19 protein-coding genes are annotated in these 19,277 nt (G+C 44.8%); 11 read left to right on the plus strand and 8 right to left on the minus strand.

Translation table 11 applies throughout. From position 1 onward, the window contains the following. Positions 1-13 precede the first annotated feature (13 nt). Entirely contained in the window at positions 14-3,076 is a 3,063-nt protein-coding gene (locus tag ACK1LH_RS06495) for a pullulanase (RefSeq protein ID WP_411334821.1), read from the plus strand. 29 nt (positions 3,077-3,105) lie between these two features. Here ACK1LH_RS06495 and ACK1LH_RS06500 read toward each other — a convergent pair whose 3' ends face one another. Continuing rightward, positions 3,106-3,264: a YozQ family protein gene (locus tag ACK1LH_RS06500; protein ID WP_081414040.1), complete on the minus strand. Its 159-nt coding sequence runs from the start codon at positions 3,262-3,264 to the stop codon at positions 3,106-3,108. Positions 3,265-3,414: 150 nt separating this feature from the next. Between ACK1LH_RS06500 and ACK1LH_RS06505 the strand changes: the two genes are divergently transcribed. After that, a complete protein-coding gene (locus tag ACK1LH_RS06505; protein WP_035206469.1) occupies positions 3,415-4,647 on the plus strand; it encodes an MFS transporter in 1,233 nt (410 codons plus the stop codon). Between the two features lie 58 nt (positions 4,648-4,705). On the opposite strand, the gene ACK1LH_RS06510 is transcribed toward ACK1LH_RS06505, so the two are convergent. Both ACK1LH_RS06510 and ACK1LH_RS06515 read right to left on the minus strand, forming a co-directional pair. Next, a complete protein-coding gene (locus ACK1LH_RS06510) occupies positions 4,706-5,119 on the minus strand; it encodes a hypothetical protein (RefSeq protein WP_411334822.1) in 414 nt (137 codons plus the stop codon). A 14-nt stretch (positions 5,120-5,133) separates the two neighbouring features. Continuing rightward, positions 5,134-6,495 (minus strand): amino acid permease, encoded by a 1,362-nt coding sequence (locus ACK1LH_RS06515; protein WP_411334823.1) that lies wholly within the window; start codon positions 6,493-6,495, stop codon positions 5,134-5,136. A 138-nt stretch (positions 6,496-6,633) separates the two neighbouring features. Between ACK1LH_RS06515 and ACK1LH_RS06520 the strand changes: the two genes are divergently transcribed. Further along, positions 6,634-7,371 carry a ZIP family metal transporter gene (locus ACK1LH_RS06520; protein WP_152554707.1) on the plus strand — a complete coding sequence of 246 codons (738 nt, stop codon included), beginning with the start codon at positions 6,634-6,636 and terminating at the stop codon, positions 7,369-7,371. 29 nt (positions 7,372-7,400) lie between these two features. On the opposite strand, the gene ACK1LH_RS06525 is transcribed toward ACK1LH_RS06520, so the two are convergent. The 4 genes from ACK1LH_RS06525 to ACK1LH_RS06540 all read right to left on the minus strand — a co-directional run bounded on the left by ACK1LH_RS06525 (position 7,401) and on the right by ACK1LH_RS06540 (position 10,291). Continuing rightward, on the minus strand, positions 7,401-8,249 hold the full coding sequence (locus ACK1LH_RS06525) for a dimethylarginine dimethylaminohydrolase family protein (protein WP_029282128.1): 849 nt from the start codon (positions 8,247-8,249) through the stop codon (positions 7,401-7,403). 14 nt (positions 8,250-8,263) lie between these two features. Further along, on the minus strand, positions 8,264-8,512 hold the full coding sequence (locus ACK1LH_RS06530) for a hypothetical protein (RefSeq protein ID WP_029282126.1): 249 nt from the start codon (positions 8,510-8,512) through the stop codon (positions 8,264-8,266). A gap of 65 nt (positions 8,513-8,577) precedes the next feature. Then, positions 8,578-9,207, minus strand: a complete 630-nt coding sequence (locus ACK1LH_RS06535) for a LysE family transporter (RefSeq protein WP_411334824.1) — start codon at positions 9,205-9,207, stop codon at positions 8,578-8,580. Positions 9,208-9,727: 520 nt separating this feature from the next. After that, positions 9,728-10,291, minus strand: a complete 564-nt coding sequence (locus tag ACK1LH_RS06540) for a DUF2179 domain-containing protein (RefSeq protein ID WP_282033518.1) — start codon at positions 10,289-10,291, stop codon at positions 9,728-9,730. A gap of 262 nt (positions 10,292-10,553) precedes the next feature. Between ACK1LH_RS06540 and ACK1LH_RS06545 the strand changes: the two genes are divergently transcribed. From ACK1LH_RS06545 to ACK1LH_RS06570, 6 genes are all read left to right on the plus strand, one after another. Next, positions 10,554-11,183 carry a sigma factor-like helix-turn-helix DNA-binding protein gene (locus ACK1LH_RS06545; protein WP_411334825.1) on the plus strand — a complete coding sequence of 210 codons (630 nt, stop codon included), beginning with the start codon at positions 10,554-10,556 and terminating at the stop codon, positions 11,181-11,183. A 21-nt stretch (positions 11,184-11,204) separates the two neighbouring features. Continuing rightward, the gene (clpP, locus tag ACK1LH_RS06550) at positions 11,205-11,786 is read left to right on the plus strand and encodes an ATP-dependent Clp endopeptidase proteolytic subunit ClpP (protein WP_029282119.1); all 582 of its coding nucleotides are present in this window, start codon (positions 11,205-11,207) and stop codon (positions 11,784-11,786) included. Positions 11,787-11,892: 106 nt separating this feature from the next. Beyond that, positions 11,893-12,354 carry a GNAT family N-acetyltransferase gene (locus ACK1LH_RS06555; RefSeq protein ID WP_411334826.1) on the plus strand — a complete coding sequence of 154 codons (462 nt, stop codon included), beginning with the start codon at positions 11,893-11,895 and terminating at the stop codon, positions 12,352-12,354. Position 12,355: 1 nt separating this feature from the next. Beyond that, on the plus strand, positions 12,356-12,916 hold the full coding sequence (locus ACK1LH_RS06560) for a shikimate kinase (protein ID WP_411334827.1): 561 nt from the start codon (positions 12,356-12,358) through the stop codon (positions 12,914-12,916). Between the two features lie 119 nt (positions 12,917-13,035). After that, positions 13,036-13,545, plus strand: a complete 510-nt coding sequence (locus ACK1LH_RS06565) for an RNA polymerase sigma factor (protein ID WP_051865090.1) — start codon at positions 13,036-13,038, stop codon at positions 13,543-13,545. A 157-nt stretch (positions 13,546-13,702) separates the two neighbouring features. Beyond that, a complete protein-coding gene (locus ACK1LH_RS06570; RefSeq protein WP_411334828.1) occupies positions 13,703-15,385 on the plus strand; it encodes a choice-of-anchor I family protein in 1,683 nt (560 codons plus the stop codon). Between the two features lie 50 nt (positions 15,386-15,435). Here the strand turns inward: ACK1LH_RS06570 and ACK1LH_RS06575 are convergent, their stop codons facing one another. Continuing rightward, positions 15,436-16,971: a BCCT family transporter gene (locus ACK1LH_RS06575; protein WP_203290277.1), complete on the minus strand. Its 1,536-nt coding sequence runs from the start codon at positions 16,969-16,971 to the stop codon at positions 15,436-15,438. A gap of 527 nt (positions 16,972-17,498) precedes the next feature. Here ACK1LH_RS06575 and ACK1LH_RS06580 point away from each other — a divergent pair. Together ACK1LH_RS06580 and panF are read left to right on the plus strand one after the other, a co-directional pair. Beyond that, entirely contained in the window at positions 17,499-17,777 is a 279-nt protein-coding gene (locus ACK1LH_RS06580; protein ID WP_029282107.1) for a YhdT family protein, read from the plus strand. Continuing rightward, complete coding sequence (panF, locus tag ACK1LH_RS06585; RefSeq protein ID WP_203289967.1) at positions 17,774-19,204, plus strand: sodium/pantothenate symporter; 1,431 nt, start codon at positions 17,774-17,776, stop codon at positions 19,202-19,204. Before ACK1LH_RS06580 ends, panF begins: the two co-directional genes overlap by 4 nt. Positions 19,205-19,277 lie beyond the last annotated feature (73 nt).

Genomic DNA, 19,277 nt, shown 5'->3' on the forward strand with positions numbered 1-19,277 from the left:
CGGGGGTTGAGACATGACAAAATGGGTAAAGAGCATGTTGATTTTTGTTTTATTGCTGGGAGCGGTGTTTCCGGCGCTGAATCTGCCGGCAGCAAAAGCTGCTGAAAAGGATCCGGATCTCCCGGAGAACACAGTACGAATCCATTATGTTAAGGATGACAAAAACTATAAGGATCTTGGACTGTGGCTATGGGAAGACGTAGCCGAAGCACCGAAGGAATGGCCGAAAGATGCTGTCCCATTTACGGATGAGCAGTCTGATGAACACGGCCGCTACATAGATGTAAAGGTGAAAGAAGGCGCAAAGAAGCTCGGCTTTCTTGTTGTAAACCGTGTGACGGGTGAGAAAACCGGCGGCGACAAAGTGTTTACGATGCTTGAAGACTATAATCATCTTTGGATCAAAAACGCAGATGATACGGTTTACACATCATCCCAGTGGGAAAATCCAGTGGCGATTATAAGTGCTGAAATCACTTCGAGCCAAAAACTGCTTCTTGGTTTAACAAGAACGGAAGGATTAACGGAAGAAGATCTTCTTTCTTTTCTAAAAATACAAGATGAAGCAGGGGCAGAAGTACCTGTTCAAAGTGCGAAAATCACGTCTGCTTCTACAGTTGAAGTAACCGTTGGCAGTGAGCTGAATGGCGATGCCTACACGGTCACATACGGAACAAAATCCGTAACGGCCACAAGAGGCTGGAGAATGATTGATGAGCTTTATTCCTATGAAGGCGATGATCTTGGTGCATCATACAGCGGCGGACAAGCTGTTTTGAAGCTTTGGGCTCCAAAAGCAAGCAAAGTGACAGCTGTTTTTTACGACAAAAACGATGCATCTAAAGAAATCGGCAAACTCGATTTAACGATGGGCGATAAAGGAGTCTGGTCTGTTGAAGCCAAACCGGGCGACCTTGGAGTCAGCGATTTAAAAGGATACTACTATCAGTATGAGGTAACAAACGGCGGCGAAATGAAGAAGGTTCTTGATCCTTATGCCAAATCAATGGCGCCATTTACGGTTAACACGAAAGGTGAAGCAGGACCGGACGGGGATCTTATTGGTAAAGCGGCCATCGTTGACCTTGCAGGCACAGATCCTGCGGGACTTGATTTTGCAAAGATTGACGGCTATGAAAAGAAAGAAGATGCCGTCATCTGGGAGATTCACGTCAGAGATTTCACATCTGATCCTTCGATTGAAGGCGATTTAACTTCTGAATGGGGTACGTACGATGCGTTTAAAGACAAGCTTGATTACATTAAATCACTTGGTGTAACGCACGTTCAGCTTCTCCCTGTCATGGCCTGGTACTATGGTGATGAAACGAATATGAGACAGCGGGAAATGGAGTATTCTGCTGCAAATAATGAGTACAACTGGGGATATGACCCTCACAGCTATTTCTCACCGGACGGGGCTTATTCAAAAAATGCCGCTGATCCGGAGCTTAGAATTAAAGAGCTGAAAGGCTTGATTGATGCTGTTCATGATGCAGGCATGGGTGTTGTGCTCGATGTTGTTTACACGCACATGGCCAAAGCAAGCATGCTGAATGATATTGTTCCGAATTACTACGCGTTCCAGGATGCAAACGGCAATTTCATCGGCGGGTTTGGCAACAACCTTGCGACAAACCATTACATGGCTGAAAAATTGATGATTGATTCCGTTAAATACTGGTTTGAAGAGTACAAGATTGACGGCATGCGTTTTGACATGATGGGGGATGCAACCTATGATTCCATCCAAAATGCGTACAATGCAGCTGCCGATATCAATAAGGATGCCCTTTTCATCGGGGAAGGCTGGAGAACATTCGGAGGACAGCTTTCAGATCCTGCGCTTGCCGGTAAAGGTGCCGATCAGGACTGGATGAACAAAACGAATGATGTCGGCGTTTTCTCTGATGAGATCCGAAATGAGCTGAAATCGGGATTCGGTTCTGAAGGTGAACCGCGATTCCTAACAGGCGGCGCGAGAAGCATTGACCTCATATTGAAAAACATCAAAGGCCAGCCAACGAATACACCGGCTGACGATCCTGGTGACATGGTTCAGTATATTGAAGCGCATGACAATCTTCCATTGTATGACGTTATCGCGCAATCCATCAAAAAAGACCCTGCGGTTCCTGAGAACAACCAGGAAATTCATGATCGTATCCGCCTTGGAAACGCGATGATCCTGACTTCGCAGGGAACAGCCTTCCTGCATGCGGGACAGGAGTATGGACGGACAAAACAGTGGTTTGGCGAAGGAATGCCAGAGCAGAAATTCCATGAACTCAGAGACGAGAACGGAAAATCGTTCGGCTACTTCATTCACGATTCCTACGACTCGTCTGATGCCATTAACAAATTTGACTGGACAAAAGCAACAGATGCAGGTGCGTATCCGATTAACAATACAACACGCGAATACACAGCAGGTCTCATTGAACTGAGAAAATCAACTGACGCCTTCAGGCTCGGCAGCAAAGAGCTTGTAGATTCCAACGTTACGATGATTGAAGCTCCTGAGATTCAGGCATCTGATTTGATGATCGGGTACAAAGCTGTCTCCTCGGACAAAAAAGAAGAGTACTCTGTGTTTGTCAATGCAGACTCAAAAGAAAGAACCCTGACGCTTTCTGAAGATCTTCGGAAAGGAACAGTTGTCGCGGATAACGACGAGGCAGGAGCAGAAAAGGTTAAGAAAGAATCAGGCTTTAAGCTGAAAAAAGATTCAATCACAATCGAGCCTCTGACTGCAGTTGTTATTAAAGTAACCGATGAAAAGACAAATGGACCGAAAGACCCGGCACCGCCGGCTCCAAAGCCAAACAAACCGGAAAAGCCTGAAGTGAAACCGGCTGAACCGAAAAAGAACGAACCAAAAAAACCTTCTACTTCAGAGAAAACGGAAGATGAGCAGGAAGCAGCAGTTCCAGCCAAGTCTGATAACCATTCAGGCGGGAGCTCACTGCCGGCGACTGCGACCAATCACTATATGCTGATTCTGATTGGAGCTGCAGCGATTGCTGCGGGAGCAGGGTCGTATTTCCTTATTCGCAGAAGAGCAGCTTTGGCATGATAAAAGACCAGACGGAATTTCCGTCTGGTTTATTTTTTACTCTCTTCCTGATCAATTGTACCTTCGTAATAATCATCGCTGACCTGTTCGTGCGTCTCTGCAAGGCCTTTTTCAAGCTGTGATTTTCCTTCGTAGTCAGAAACCTCGAACTGCCTTCCTGCAAGCTCTTCTGATGGCTGTTTTTTCAAGTTCTACACCTCCGCATCGTTCATTCGATATTAGATTGCTCCAGGATGGGACAAACCATTCACAGCACATAATTCATCATCAAAAGGAAACACTAATACAGTCATTTTAAAAAGCATTTTGCAGCGTATATTCTGATATGAGGTGCGGCTATGGCTGAACAATGTAAGAAGGTAAGTATTTGGTGCTTAATCAGCATGGCTTCCATCCCTTTGGTCATGACCCTTGGAAATTCCATGCTGATCCCCGTTCTTCCGGTTTTTGAAAAAGAGGTGGGCATTACCTCTTTTCAGTCCAGTATGGTCATCACAAGCTATTCCATTGCTTCCATTATCCTCATTCCGATAGCGGGATATCTTTCAGACCGTGCAGGGAGAAAAGCAGTGATCATACCAAGTTTGATCATTGCCATGATTGGAGGACTGATTGCAGGATTTGCCTCCTGGAAACTGCCGGATCCCTATTTGCTAATCATTGTCGGCAGGGTACTGCAGGGCATTGGGGCAGCGGGTGCGTCGCCGATCATCTTGCCGCTTGTCGGTGACTTGTATAAAAATGATGACGAAAAGACAAGCTCATGTCTTGGAATTATTGAAACATCAAATACATTCGGCAAAGTGCTGAGTCCGATCATCGGTTCATTTTTTGCATCCATTCTCTGGTTTGTCCCATTCTTTTCAATCTCTTTTTTCAGCCTGATTTCCATCGTTTTGGTCTTTTTTTTCGTGAAGGTGCCAAAAAAGACAGAAACACCGCCTGCTTTCAGCGAGTTCCTGTCAAAAACGAGAAAGACGTTTAAAAAAGAAGGGAAATGGCTGTATCTGGTTTTTCTGCTCGGTGCTTTCATTATGCTTATTCTGTTTTCCATCTTGTACTTTTTGTCCGATTATCTGGAAAAGGAGTACGGTGTGACGGGCATCAAAAAAGGTTTCATGCTGGCTATTCCGCTGCTTGTCCTTTGCATCTCAGCGTATGTTACAGGGAAAACCATTAAAGGAAATGTAAAAGTGATGAGGACAATCACGATACTCTGCTTGGTCATACTATCGATCAGTACCGCATTTGTAGGCTTTGTAAAGGATGAATGGTTTTTGCTGTTTCTAGTGACCAGCATCGCCGGACTCGCTATCGGCGCCATGCTGCCAACCCTGGATGCGATGGTCACAGAAAACATTGAAAAAGAAGAGAGGGGAACAATTTCTTCTTTTTACAGCTCAGCAAGGTTTATAGGAGTAGCAGCCGGCCCGCCGATCATGACGGCTGTTATGAAAAATTACTTAACGATTTCCTTTATCGCAGCAGGCTGTGCAGGTATTCTGCTTTTGATCTTTGTTTTTAAAAATTTTAAAGCCAAGCCTAAACCGCTAAAGCCCAAGTTCTTCTAGAAAGCATCCTGAAACAGGGTGCTTTTTCTCATGAAAAAAGAACCCGGGATTCGGGTCCTTATATTAATGAATCAAAAGAAAAAGCATCAACGGAAGAAACTTTCCCCCGCCACCATGCCGGGTGGGCCGGCTGTGTATGCTGATATTTTGCATTTCTTAAGTGGATATAAGCAGGAGGTTCTTGTTCGTCGGCTTTTTTATCACCCTGCTCTTGTTTTTGCTTCACATATTCGTCTTTTAAATCTTCAAACCGCTTTCCGATAATGCGTGACATCGTATCATCCCGAAGATCATGAGCGGACTCTGTAATTCCGTCGTAATAAGCCCGGGAGCCGATCAACACCCCTGAGACCAGGGTGCCCTGCACATTCAACGTGACGTTCATTTCAATCCCGTCATTCTCTGCAAGCGAGAGGAACATCAGCAGGACTGCATCCTCTGTTGTTGCCTGCTCTTTTTTGGCATTTGCCATGGTTCGCACCTTCCTTAAAAATATTTAGGGGCAGTCTTTTTCACTTTCCATTTTTTCTTCATAAACAGACAGACAACGGCTATGATCATCACAAAAAGCAGGCTTACATAAAATCCCGGTCTTACTTCATGATCAAGAAGTGTGCCGCTGACAGCAAACACAATCAGCCCAAGTCCAATCCAGGAAGCAATCTTCATGAGGACAGATTGCTTCAGCAGCTTAAGCGACGAGATCACAATGAAGAACCAGTTGTATAAAAGCAGAATGCCCGCTGCCGTTGTAATATACTCATAAATTTTCCCGGGCAATAGCAGCGCCGTAATAATAGAAGCAATCAGACCGATGACAGCGAGTCCAAGCGAAGGCAGGGGCAGATCTTTTAGTTTCCTGCTCTTTTTGGAAAAAAAGGCCGGTGCGTCGCCATCGTCAGCCAGTATGACAAGAAGATTTGTTACGCCGAACAAAGATGCCGTCATGGCAGAAAAGCCTGCAATAATAATGGCCCCGTTAAAAACATGAGGGAAAAAGGGCAGATTGTATGCTGAAAGGGCAGTGACAAAAGGACTTTCATTTTCGTGAAACACATCTGCAGAAACGATGAGAACGGCAAGTGCCAGGGATGCAACATAAACGGCCGCAAGACAGATCAGCATCACTGTTCCTGATTTGGGTGCATCTTCTTTCTTTTTCAGCTGCATGGCCATTAGTCCAATAACTTCAATTCCTCCATATGCATAAAATGCGTAGGTGAGGGAGGCCCAAAAACCTGAAATTCCTCCAGTGAAAAGCGGGGGAAGTCCGCTCCGGACAACAGGTTCCTTTGAACTTGACAGTATTCCTGCAAGAGCCGCCACAGCGAGCACGATGAACATGAGGATGGCCGCAAACTTAATCACGGCAAACAAGTTTTCTGTCTTATCAAACCCCTTTGTTCCGGTCAGCACGACAAGGATGGACAATATGGCGTAGCCGGAGGCAAAGATCCACAGCGGGATATGCGGAAACCAGAACTGCGAAAGAATCGAGAGGGCGGTGAGCTGACTGCCCATAATCAGGATGTTTGAAGCCCAGTAATTCCAGCCGCAGCTGAAGGCCGCCCACTTGCCGAACGCTTTTCCTGCATAGTAGCAGAAACTGCCTGTCTGGGGGTCGGCTGCTGTCATTTTTGCCAGTACGTTAAAAACGATGTATGTACCGAGTGCTGCCAAAAGAAAAGAAAGAACAATTGACGGCCCGGTGATTTTAACTCCGATGCCGGACCCGAGGAAATACCCTGTGCCGATCGTGCAGCCGATGCCGATCAGGGATAATTGCCACCATGCAAGATCACCTTTAGCCGGGCTTTTGTTTTTGCCTGCTGGTGTACAGCTGCTCATACAATCCCTCCTATACAGTGGTATTGTTCGAATATGGGGGGGCAATTATGTATGAGGTGAAAAAACAGGAGGGGGGCAATTTTAAACAATCATACATACCATGGAGTCGTGAATACATTTAAGCAGGAAGGTGATCTCTTGCTGGATATGATAATCGGCAGTTCCATCTCTGCGTTTGCCACTGCTCTCGGTGCTCTGCCCATATTGCTTTTTAACCGTCTGTCGCATAAGTTCAGGGATATGCTGCTTGCCTTCACTGCAGGCATCATGGTGACCGCGTGCAGCTTCAGTCTGATACCGGAAGCGCTTGCCAAGTCAAATGTATGGGTTGTTTTAACAGGCCTTTTGATTGGGACATTTGTGCTTGACCGCATGGAAAAATACATCCCGCACAGCCATCCCGAACGTGAAAATCTCAGTTATATGCCTAACCTTGATAAAAAGACGTTTTTAATTGTTTCCGCCCTTACGCTTCACAATATTCCGGAGGGACTTTCTGTTGGAGTGAGCTATGCCGGTGATTCCGGAGAGCTTGGAGGAATCATTGCGCTTGCAATCGGCCTGCAGAATGCCCCGGAAGGTCTGCTTGTTGCCCTGTATCTTGTAAATCAGAACATGTCTAAAGTAAAAGCCTTTTTATTTGCTGCTTTAACAGGAAGCATCGAAATTGCAGCAGCGCTTCTCGGCTACTCGCTGACAAACTATATTGATGATTTAATTCCCTACGGTTTATCGTTTGCAGCAGGTGCCATGCTCTTTATTGTCTATAAGGAACTGATTCCTGAAAGCCACGGGGATGGAAACGAACGGTATTCGACCTATGCGTTTATAGGCGGACTTGGGATGATGCTTGCGATCATCAGCATTTTCACATGAAAAAGCCAGGGATTTCCCCTGGCTTTTCCTCATGCTTCAGATTTCCTGCTTAAAGGCATTGTACAGCACCTGAATGACCCGCCCGATTTTATAATTTCACTGAAATCAACTTCAATCACGTCATATCCCCGTTTTTGCAGTTCGCCATTGACCCCTTTATTCTGAGGAAGACTGATGACTTTTTTATGGCCGATGGAAAGGACGTTTGCCCCCATAGCAAACTGCTCTTCCTCTGATACTTCAATCAGGTCAAAATGTGATTTGAGCAGCTCGTATTCTGCTTCTTCCATTCCTGCTTTATGGATAAGGGCTTCGGTAGGGGACAGGATGTTGAAAATGCAGTCCAAATGCAGGATTTCCTGCTTTATTGGGATTGGGATGATTGTATAATCAGGAATGCCTGCCTGAATATGTTCGATGGCATGCTCGGTTGTCCGTTCGCTGATGCCTATGTAAACGGTCTTTTGATGAATAATGACATCTCCGCCCTCGGTCTGGTCTTCTGTCAGATCAATATAAGAAATATCATGGTTTTTCAGCCAGTCCTTCAGAATCTGCTCTTCTCCCTGCCTGACCGGCATGCTCATGGCTGAGATGAAAATGGTATCCCCGATTGTAAAACCAATGTCTCTGGTGAAAACCTGTTCCGGGAATTCTTTTTTAGGAGGCAAATGGTGCACTTCAATGCCATTTTCCTTCAGGACATTCATAAACGCGGTATGCTGGGCAATCGCCGTTTCTACATTAATATTTTCCTTATGGTAGCGACGCTGTGTTTCATTGATCACATGATGGATTCTCATAAATTGGGGTTTGCACAGCACGACGCTTTCCATCACATCGTATTCAGTATGACAGCTTATTTTAGACGGATTCATAGATTCAGCGCTCCTTAGAAAGAATTCGTGCTTTGTAGGGCAGTCAGCGTTTCGTTTAAATGCATCAAATGCTCGCTCGCATGAAGCAGGGCAGGCGTCTCTTCCTCATGTGCCCTGGCAGCGTTCACATGCTCTTTAGCCAGAGTCAGTGCTTTAAACGCTTTTTGATATTCTTCCGGATTGAAATTCATCTGAGCGTGAATGACTGCTTCACGTGCCTGCTTGACCAATTCCTGCATCTGATTCATTTCAGATTGTTCCATGACCATTCCTCCTGCTGATTTGCTCTTTCTAGTCTGTACAGGGAAAAGATGCCTCATACAAAAACTCAGAAAAACAGCACAATCAGAGCATGCCAGCCAAAATAGAGGCCAAAGCCGATCATCGATACAGAAGACAGGATGGAAATGAGAATGAGCAGCTTAGAATGCAGAAAGCGCCTCGCAAAGCTTGAAGCGAGGGCCATGGCGAAATCCCAGAGCAAAATGCCGAGGATAATCGCTGCACTATAGCCGATTAAATCCTGCACGCTTGATTCCGAAGCCGTTTTTGCAAGAACAGACCCGAAAATGCCCAGCCAGAACATCACCGTAAGCGGATTTGAAATGGACATAATAAAACCTGAAGAAAAAGAGCCAAAAAGGGAGTCTCCTGCATCTTTCCGGTTATCAATATGTATTTCCCCGGCGCCTTTTAGACCTTCAAATCCTGAATATATAAGGACAAAAAAACCAAATAACCAAAGAAACACCTGCATGAAAGAATTTTCAATCAGCTGAGACACACCTAAAAAAACAAGGAGCATGTACAAAATATCAGCTGATAAAGCCCCTATTCCAAACACCCACGCATGAAAAAATCCTTTTTTAATTCCGCGGTTCAGCTGGGCAGCATTCACGGGGCCAACAGGTGCCGCAAGCGAAACTCCAAGAAGGATGTACGTCAGAAAAACGGTCATTTAACAGCCTCCTAAACACTCTCTATATGTCATCCTATTCTTGAAAAAGTGCCTGTACGACAGTTTTTTAGGACAAGAACAAAAGCGCAAGCGCCTTGGTCAGATCCGATAGGCAGATAAGAATCCGGCGGAAAAGTCCGGGTTTGACTTTTTTGACGGATTTGTTCTGACAGAGGATCTAGGCGCTGGAGCTGGACGATGATAACTTTGTTATGTTATCCACAGCCTATTATTCTTTATAATTTCCTAAACAACACATAAAAGGCCGCAAGCGGCCCCCAGAGATTTTTCTATAAGAAGCAAGGATCATTAAAATAAACAATTTCAGATAAGAATTTGCACCCCTTTAACTGTTTATACGCATCCCTGGCTTCGTCTTCTGTACTGAATTCATACATTTTGACCGATTCTTTCAAAAAAAGGGTGATCACCCACATGAAAGATCCCTCCTGTTTGATGTCCTTATTACAAGCTATTGCATGTTCTGCCAAATATGCATGCATAGAAAAAAGGCCGCTGCTTATATTGAGTGGCCTTCCTGTTTTACCGATTTATTTTTTTTCATACTCTGCCTTTTTTTCATCGACTTTGTTAAGTAACCGCCTTTAAAAGAACGGATTTCATAAGACATCATAAAGGCTGAAGGCTCCCTCAAGTGGATGATTTCCTGAAGCTCTTCTTCACGTGATCTCTTGGATACAATGTCAAGACGATAGCGGACAGAATTCATTCCCTGTCCTTCAAAAACCGTCACGCCAAAACCGGCATTTCTTAAGTCACTGACCAGCTCCGTGTTTTTTTCCGGTATGTTTACCTGATACGTGATGTAGCCGATCGCAAGCTTCTTTTCAAGCATGCCGCCGAGCAAGAGTCCAATGCTGAACCCGAGTACATAGGCAATGATGTTATAGAAGTTTGATAGATCCTGAAAAACAATTCCCAGACTGATGATGTAGATGATCGCTTCAAGCAATCCTACGCCGGCGGCTGATTTCGTTTGATTTTTCACCAAAAGGATGGTCCTCATCGTCAAAACCGGTACGAAAATCAGCTGCAGAATAAAGATAAGCAGCGCCTGCAGCAGCATACAAAAACTCCCTCTCCTGAAGATACGGCAAGCTTACCATAATTCTCTGCCCATTTCATGTCATATCAGACATTCTTGAAATTACCAATTTTACTGTCTCTGGTCATATCAGTTGGCAATTGTATAAAATAAAAAGAATCATACCCGTATCTTTTTACCCGTCTTCATCCGTTTATAAAGCAGAGAGGCAAAAAGGAGTGAGAGCATGCAAGGCAACAGGCTGTCAACTAATCTGGAAAAGAAGCAGGAGAATCCCGATATGAAGGAGCTGTACCTTAAGCTTCAGCAGTACTGCCGTTTTTTGACCCAGGATAAATACGACGGGGAGGATGCAGCCCAGGAAGTGATGCTGAAGGCGTACTTGACCTATGATCAGAGTGCCTTAAGCTCTGCATTGTTAAATAGGATGGCTTATCATCACTGGATAGATGTAGTCAGAAAGCGAAAGAGAGAGACTCCGTGCGAACTTCCTGAAAGGGGAGGTGCGGATCATGCGAATCAGATGATTGAACGGCAGAGCTTACTTGAGCATCTTCTGTCAAAGTGCACGCCAAAACAGGCGGTTCTCTTTTTGCTCAAAGAAGTCTTTCACTATCAGGCGAATGAACTGGCGGAGCTTCTTGGAACGACAGAAACGTCCGTCAAATCAGCTGTATTCAGAGCGAAAAAGCGTTTATCCAAGGAAAAGGGCGAAGCAGATTCGTATTGGGATGAGGTGGAGAGGGAGTGGCTGTCTGACCTGATGTACACGTCACTGCAGTTTCAGGATCCTGCACCGCTGCTGAAGGCATTGCCTGATATCCTCACCTTTGAAAGCACTGACAGCCCTGCCCTTGTGTACATTCCGTTCAGACAGCTTTCGTCTGCTTCTCTGAAAATGGCTGCATAGCCTTATGAAGGAGGAAAAAGGATGAGTACGATCCCTTACGTTATTGAAAGTTCAGGCCGCGGTGAGCGTTCCTATGATATTTATTCCCGTCTGCTGAAAGACAGAATTATTATGATTGGCGATGAAATTAATGATCACACGGCAAACGTGACAGTGGCTCAGCTGTTATTTTTGGCAGCAGAGGATCCTGAGAAGGATATATCCATTTACATTAACAGCCCAGGAGGATCGATTACTGCAGGCTTTTCCATTTTTGATACAATGCAGTATATCAAACCTGATGTCAGAACAATCTGTACAGGTATGGCCGCATCTTTCGGGGCCTTGCTGCTTTTGGCGGGGACAAAAGGAAAACGGTTTGCTCTTCCAAACAGTGAAATCATGATCCACCAGCCGCTTGGCGGGGCAAGAGGCCAGGCGGCAGAAATTGAAATTTCAGCTCGCCGCATATTAAAGCTTCGCGAGCACATCAATAAAATCATTGCTGAACGGACAGGACAGCCGATTGAAAAAGTAGCCCGCGATTCCGACCGTGATTACTATTTGAGTGCAGCGGAAGCGAAGGAATATGGCATTATTGATGAGATTATTGGGGGGAAGTAGATCAAAAACATGTCGGCTTTTAAGCTGACATGTTTTTTCTTCTTGTAATTGTCCTTCTGTTGCCTGAAAATAGAAAGTATTCTAATTTCCGGGGTGGAACATGACAATGAAACTAGTTAAAACAAATGGACGCAATTATGATTTTCTAAGCCTCGTTAAGCTGCTTGATCAGGATTTGCATGAACGGTACGGGGATCTGCAAAAGGAATACACTCCCCATAATCAGCTGGATGATATTCACGATGTGGTTTTGATTTATAAAGATGGCGTGGCAGCAGCCTGCGGAGCCTTTAAGGAATTCGACAGCAGCACGATTGAACTAAAACGGATTTTCGTTGAAAAAGCGTTTCGCGGACAGGGGCTGTCAAAGGAGATTGTGCGCCAGCTCGAACAGACGGGAGCAGAAAAAGGGTATGCTGCTGCTGTTCTTGAAACAGGCACAAAGCAGCACGAAGCTATTAATCTATATAAAAGGGCTGGATACAGCGCCATTCCAAACTATGGTCCCTATATCGGCAAATCCGCAAGTTTGTGCATGAAAAAGTCCCTGATAAATGAGGAGAATTAACATGAAATTTGTTTTGCTTTTTGGCCCGCAGGCTGTCGGAAAAATGACGGTGGGACAGCAGCTTGAAAAAATAACGGATTTGAAGCTTTTTCATAATCATATGACGATTGACCTTGTGAATCCTTATTTTGATTACGGGACAGAGAAGGGGAGAAAATTAGTAGGCGAATTCAGGAAGAGAATCTTCGAGGAAGTGGCAGGGAGTGATTTGCCCGGTTTAATTTTTACATATGTATGGGCGTTTGATCAACAGGGTGATTGGGACTATGTGGAAGAGGTCTGCGCTGTTTTTGAGTCAAAAGGTGCGGACATATACTTTGCAGAACTTGAAGCGGATACAGATGCAAGACTCCTCCGCAACAAAAGTGAACACCGCCTTGCACATAAACCAACTAAGCGCAATCTTGATTGGTCAGAAAATGATTTGCTGTCAAGCATGGAAATCTACAGACTGAACTCGGACGAGGGAGAAATAAAAAGAGCGAATTATACGAGGATTAATAATACGAATCTGGCGGCTGAAGAAACAGCTCTCCGAATTAAAAGCACGTTCAATCTATGATTTCTTAAATCTTCTTTAAAAAATCTTAAGAAAAAGTTTCCTTTAACGCCCCGTGCTGCTGGCTTATAATCAAACAGGAAGAGAGAAAACAGAATATGAGAAAGATGGGTGAGTGTCTGATGCCCCCAGCAGCACTGGTGTATGAAAAGCCTTCATTTAACGAAATCTACCAAACTTACTATACCGCGATTTACAGAATTGCTTTGAGAATGACAAGAGACCCGCACATGGCGGAGGATATTGTCCAGGAAACCTTTATTAAGGCATTCTTGAAGCTTGATACCATTTTTGAAAAAGACAAACTGAAAAACTGGCTGTCCTCGATTGCCAGAAGAACGGCGATCGATCTGTTTATCAGGAAAAAGAGAAATGAGACTTCCCTCGAAGACCTTGTTCTTGCGGATGGAAGAGAGTGCGTGGAGGATACCGCTGATTATGCGTTTTTGAAAGAAAAAGCAAAAGAAGCGCTGAATGAGCTGAAAGCAGAAGAACGAGAAATTATGATGATGAAGCTGTTTCTTGGCATGAAGGATCAGGAGATAGCCGAACAGCTTTCCCTGAAACTTCCGACTGTTAAAACGAAAATACATAGAGCGAGAAAGCAGCTGAAGACTGCTCTTGCGTCATGACAAAAGGGCTTCCTATTGGATAAGCCTTTTTTGTGTTGTATGTTGTTATTTATTTTTTTACAAAGCCTCAACATTTCTTTACAGAATCTTAACCGTAAACGACACCTGTTTTCCGCTACTCTTAAGGTAGGTTTTTAAATGGACAGGAGGAATAAAATTGAAACGTTCAAGTCTGTATTGTAAATTAGGTGCTTTGTCATTAGCAGGTGTGATGCTATCAGCGGGATTTTTGGGCAATGTTCCTGCAGAAGCCAAATGGAAAGGAGATTCTTCAGCTGACACTCGCTTTACGGACAGCCTTCAGCTTGAGAAGATTGGAAACTTCAGTACCGGAATGACAGATAAAGACGGTGGAGTCGCTGAGATTGTTAAGTACAATTCTGACAACAGAAAATTCTATGTGATTAACGGAAAGCAGCAGACGATAGATATAGTAAGCCTTGCAAAACTTGCTTCAGGGAAAAAGCAAGAGCTGATAAAAGAAAAATCTTTGGATGTGGCAGGTGCTGTAAACTCAACCACCTTTCAGTATGGAGATGTAACTAGCATTGACATCCATACGAAAAAGAACATCATTGCTGTTGCCATTCAGGAAGCGGACTACACAAAGCGGGGAAAAATTGCCGTATTGGACTATGAAGGGAATTTGCTTAAAACATTTGATGCCGGCGTTCAGCCTGATATGGTCAAAATCTCGGAAAACGGCCGCTACATCGTATCGGCTGATGAAGGCGAGCCGCGCGAAGGACTGGAAAAGGGGATTGATCCTGAGGGTTCTGTAACAATTGCAGATCTTAAATCTGGAAGTGTAAAACGGACACTATTTCATGACAAGAATGTTATTGAGGATACAGTTCATATCCGAAATCATGGAACAAAAGCAGATGCTGTATGGGATTTTGAACCTGAATACATCGCCCTTGATGAAAATGGAAGCACTGCTTATGTGACCCTGCAGGAAAACAATGCGATTGCAGCAGTTGATCTGAAGGAGGGGAAGGTCAAATCTGTTAAATCACTCGGTTATAAAGACCATTCCCTGCCTGGAAACGAGCTTGATGCAGCGCGGAATGACCAAATTGAGCTTGAACGGCTTCCGGTTCTCGGGGCGTATATGCCTGACAGCGTCGCTTATATGAAGATCAAGGGTAAGGAGTATCTTGTTACCGCAAACGAAGGAGATGCTACCGAGTGGGAAGAGTTTGAAAACATCTCTGATTTCAAGGATGTAAAAAACAGAATTTCCCTCGACTCATCGCTTTTTAAAGGAATGTCAGAAGCAAAAGCAGAAGAAACATTTCAGTATATGAAGAAATCAGGCAAGTTCGACAAGCTTGAGATACTGACAGACCGCGGGACGGATGCCGTCTATACTCTTGGAGGAAGATCTTTCTCTGTCTGGAAGGCTGACACGATGGAGCTCGTTTATGACAGCGGCAGCGACTTTGAGACCGTGACCTCAGAGCGCTATCCGGATGTCTTTAACTGGTCAAATGATGATACCGCCTTTGAAAAGCGCAGTGCGAAAAAAGGACCTGAACCTGAGGATGTAAAAATCGGAAAAATCGGGAAAGACGTGTATGCTTTTATCGGACTTGAGCGGATTGGGGGCGTTATGGCTTATAACGTCTCGAATCCTGCCTCTCCGGAGTTTGCCAATTACTTTAACACACGGGATTTTTCAGCAGCTATCGCGGGGGATGTTTCACCGGAAGGACTTGAATTCATTTCGGCAAAGAACAGCCCGACAGGCAAAGCGATGGTCTTAATTGGGAATGAAGTCAGCGGGACAGTTTCAGTGAATGAGATATGGAAAGTGAAAAATAAAAAGAATGAATAAAAACAAAAGGCTCAGGAGCGGATGCTCCTGAGCCTTTTGCCTATTTATTTTTATGCAGGAGTCTCAACTTTCTTCTTCTGCTTTTTAACAGGAACTTGTGTCATTCCCAGTTCTTTTGCTTCTTTTGATAACGATTTGATTAAGCTTATGGTCATCAGCGTCATAATGACTGAGAACGGAAGAGCAGCAATAATCATCGTGTTCTGCAGGGCCTGCAGTCCGCCGGAATAAAGAAGGACAAGGGCAATGGCAGCAAGGAAAATTCCCCAGACCACTTTGACACTGTTGCTCGGGTTTTGCGAGCCGTTTGTTGTCATCATGCCGAGCACGAATGTTCCGGAGTCAGCAGATGTGATAAAGAATGTTCCAACAAGCAGCATGGCGATGATGGAAAGAACAGTTCCCATCGGATAGTTTTCAAAGACACCGAAAAGAGATTCTTCTGTGGCAAGTGCAGAAATTTTTGCAATTCCTTCATGCTCAAGCAAAATAGCCGAACCGCCAAACGTTGAAAACCAGAGGAATCCGATTAGTGATGGAATGAGCAAGACGAACACAACGAATTCCCTGATGGTTCTTCCTTTTGAGACGCGGGCGATAAAGATGCCGACAAAAGGTGACCAAGCGATCCACCATGCCCAATAGAAAATAGTCCAGCCGTTGATCCAGCTGCGGTTTTCTTCGTCAAGGGGCGAGATGCGGAAGCTCATGTTCAGCAGGTTCTGAAGATAGGTTCCGATTGTATCTGTAAATAAATTAAGTGTAAAGAGCGTAGGGCCAAAAACAAACATTAGAATAAAAAGGGCAAATGCCAGCACCATATTGGCGTTGCTCAGAATCTTGATTCCTTTTCCAAGTCCGCTCAAGGCAGAAAGGATGAAAAGGATGGTGAAAACAGCGACAATAGCGAATTGCACCCAAATAGTAGTAGGAACACCGTATAAGAATGAAAGTCCGCCGTTTATTTGAACGGCACCAAAGCCAAGGGTAGTTGCTACTCCGATGACAGTGGCGATAACGGCAATCACATCAACGGCCTTCCCGATAGGACCATCTGCATGGCGGCCGATTAAAGGCCTCAATGTTGCGCTTATGAGTCCGCGCTCACCTTTGCGGAAGGTGAAATAAGCAAGTACGAGTGCAACGATTCCGTAAATAGCCCAGGCGTGAACGCCCCAATGGAAAAATGTAAACCGCATCGAATTGCGGATTGCCTGATCTGTGCCTGTCTCTCCTGTAGGCGAGCTGATTGCATAATGGCTGATAGGTTCAGCTGCTCCCCAGAAAACAAGGCCTATTCCCATTCCTGCACTGAACAGCATGGCAAGCCAGGTTGGACGTGAAAACTCAGGCTTATCCTCCTGTTTCCCAAGTTTAATCCGGCCAATCGGACTTACGAGCAAATATAAACATACAAACACAAACGCGGTCACGACAATCAAATAATACCATCCAAATTTATCTGTAATCATTCCTTGCAGACTTCCAGTCACGCTCTCAAGTGTTTTAGGTGCAGCGACACCCGCAAGCACAAGAAGAGAGAGAATGGCAGTCGATACGTAAAATACTGCTGAAACTTTTTTCATATTCAATTAAAAACTCCCATCTTTGATAGATTCGCAGAGGGTTTACTTCAATTGGAAAACACAAAAACATGCAAAACCAACAATTCTCTTTTTTCATTTCTATGAAGCAATAGTAACTAACCCTTAAAGATTGCGTTAAAAAAATGCATTAACCAAATCATTTTCACTTAGCTATTATTTGCTCATGAACACTAAGCTGCCTGCATTTGCAGGCAAAAATACTGGATGGATGATTGCGCCGTGCGCGCCTGTAAACATGATGTCCGCTGCAGGAAGGGGCAAAAAAGGCACTCCAACAGTATAACGCATCTTTCCGGACTTGTCTCATTGTGACTGAAAAGTGATAGAAAGCGAGATAGATTTTTTGCATGTTTTTGTGTTTTTGAAGCAGACCTCTGAGTACAATTCCCTATGTCGGAGGGCTCTAAACCTGTTTCTTTTGAAAGACTGCCCGAAAAACCTAGATGATTCTTCCAGTGAAGATAGCTATAATAAATACTAGAATTTCTTTTGAAAGGAGAGCGGGTATGAAAAAAAGCAGTGACTGGCGATTTAAAATTGCCCACAGGGAAGCGAAAATCGGACTTGTTCTTGTTATTTTTAATTTTATCTGGTGGTTTGGCTTTGCGTACGGCCTCGGTTCGGGCGATCCTGAATCCTACAAATACGTGCTCGGTTTGCCGGAGTGGTTTTTCTACAGCTGTGTGCTTGGATTTATTGTGATGCTTGTCCTTGTTGTGCTTGTTGTTCGCTTCTTTTTTAAAGAAGTGCCGTTTGATGATGCAGAAGAGGGGGATTCGAATTGAACTGGTCTGTTATTTTTCCTCTTTTGCTGTTTTTGGTTCTGATTTTTTTCATTGGATTCTGGGCAAACCGTCATGTGAAGTCCGCTGATTCGTTCCTGCAGGAATATTTTCTTGGAGGGAGACAGCTCGGGGGATTTGTTCTTGCGATGACCATGATTGCTACATACGGAAGTGCAAGCTCCTTCATTGGCGGTCCGGGTGTTGCTTACACGAAAGGCCTCGGATGGGTGCTTTTGTCAATGGCACAGCTTGCGACAGGTTATTTTGTTCTGATGGTGCTCGGCAAAAAATTCGCCATCATGGCAAGAAAATATAAAGCGATCACGCTGATCGATTTTCTGAAAGAACGGTATAAGAGTCATGCTGTTGTCATGCTTTCTGCGGTAAGCATCATCGTCTTTTTATTTTCAGCGATGGCGGCCCAATGGGTTGGAGGGGCGCGATTGATCGAATCTCTCACGGGATTGTCTTATACGTCAGCCTTATTTATTTTCGCGGTGGCCGTGCTTGTTTACGTCATCATCGGCGGTTTCAGGGCAGTTGCGCTCACAGATGCTGTCCAGGGAGTCATCATGTTTATCGGAACGCTTGTGCTTTTGATTGCCGTGATCATAGCCGGTGGAGGTATTCCTGCTATCATGGCAGATCTAGTGGCTGAAAATCCTGATTTTGTGTCCCCGTTCGGTGCTGAGCGGGACTTGACGCCGCTTTATGTGTCCTCCTTCTGGATTCTTGTCGGGGTTGGAGTAGTGGGCCTCCCGCAAATTACGGTCCGTGCGATGTCTTACAGGGATTCAAGGTCGATGCACAAGGCCATCATTATTGGGACGGGCGTCATCGGCTTCATTATGCTCGGCATGCATCTGATTGGCGTTTTTGCACGTTCCGTTCTTCCCGGAATTGAAGTAGGAGATCAGGTAATGCCGATGCTGACGCTCGAAGTGCTTCCACCGCTGCTTGCAGGTCTTGTACTGGCAGCGCCGATGGCAGCCATCATGTCAACGGTTGACTCCCTGCTGATTCTTGTGAGCTCGGCTGTTGTGAAAGATATTTACCTGAATTACATCAAGCCTGATGCGAGTGAAAAACAAGTGAAAACAGCGAGCTTCTGGGTGACGACTATTATAGGAGTATCTGTTGTGCTGTTTGCCCTGAGTCCTCCGGATTTGCTGATCTGGCTGAACCTGTTTTCTTTTGGAGGTCTGCAGTCTGTCTTTATCTGGCCTGTGATTTTCGGGTTGTACTGGACCCTTGGAAACAAATACGGAGCGCTTGCATCGATGATTTTCGGAATGGGGTCCTACATTCTGTTTGACAGGCTGTATCCGAATGCGCTCGGCATGCACACAGTCGTTCTGCCTATCCTCATTTCACTCTGTGCTTATGTCCTTGCGAGCTTGTTTACACAGCGGGCATCTGAGAATTAATCATATGGAAATTTGAAACCAATCAGCCCCATCATTCGTACCTATATGGAGGTTCAAGTACTTTCTGGGAATA

It is taken from the genome of Metabacillus indicus, from assembly GCF_046603695.1.
Lineage (GTDB): Bacteria > Bacillota > Bacilli > Bacillales > Bacillaceae > Bacillus_P > Bacillus_P indicus.

Coding starts and splice junctions, on each gene's coding strand:
- ACK1LH_RS06530 (WP_029282126.1), bottom strand. CDS start 8,512: ATGGAACAATCTGAAATGAATCAGATGCAGGAATTGGTCAAGCAGGCA.
- ACK1LH_RS06495 (WP_411334821.1), top strand. CDS start 14: ATGACAAAATGGGTAAAGAGCATGTTGATTTTTGTTTTATTGCTGGGA.
- ACK1LH_RS06515 (WP_411334823.1), bottom strand. CDS start 6,495: ATGAGCAGCTGTACACCAGCAGGCAAAAACAAAAGCCCGGCTAAAGGT.
- ACK1LH_RS06555 (WP_411334826.1), top strand. CDS start 11,893: ATGAAACTAGTTAAAACAAATGGACGCAATTATGATTTTCTAAGCCTC.
- ACK1LH_RS06560 (WP_411334827.1), top strand. CDS start 12,356: ATGAAATTTGTTTTGCTTTTTGGCCCGCAGGCTGTCGGAAAAATGACG.
- ACK1LH_RS06575 (WP_203290277.1), bottom strand. CDS start 16,971: ATGAAAAAAGTTTCAGCAGTATTTTACGTATCGACTGCCATTCTCTCT.
- ACK1LH_RS06545 (WP_411334825.1), top strand. CDS start 10,554: ATGAAGGAGCTGTACCTTAAGCTTCAGCAGTACTGCCGTTTTTTGACC.
- ACK1LH_RS06535 (WP_411334824.1), bottom strand. CDS start 9,207: ATGACCGTTTTTCTGACGTACATCCTTCTTGGAGTTTCGCTTGCGGCA.
- ACK1LH_RS06580 (WP_029282107.1), top strand. CDS start 17,499: ATGAAAAAAAGCAGTGACTGGCGATTTAAAATTGCCCACAGGGAAGCG.
- clpP (WP_029282119.1), top strand. CDS start 11,205: ATGAGTACGATCCCTTACGTTATTGAAAGTTCAGGCCGCGGTGAGCGT.
- ACK1LH_RS06565 (WP_051865090.1), top strand. CDS start 13,036: ATGCCCCCAGCAGCACTGGTGTATGAAAAGCCTTCATTTAACGAAATC.
- ACK1LH_RS06510 (WP_411334822.1), bottom strand. CDS start 5,119: ATGGCAAATGCCAAAAAAGAGCAGGCAACAACAGAGGATGCAGTCCTG.
- ACK1LH_RS06505 (WP_035206469.1), top strand. CDS start 3,415: ATGGCTGAACAATGTAAGAAGGTAAGTATTTGGTGCTTAATCAGCATG.
- ACK1LH_RS06525 (WP_029282128.1), bottom strand. CDS start 8,249: ATGAATCCGTCTAAAATAAGCTGTCATACTGAATACGATGTGATGGAA.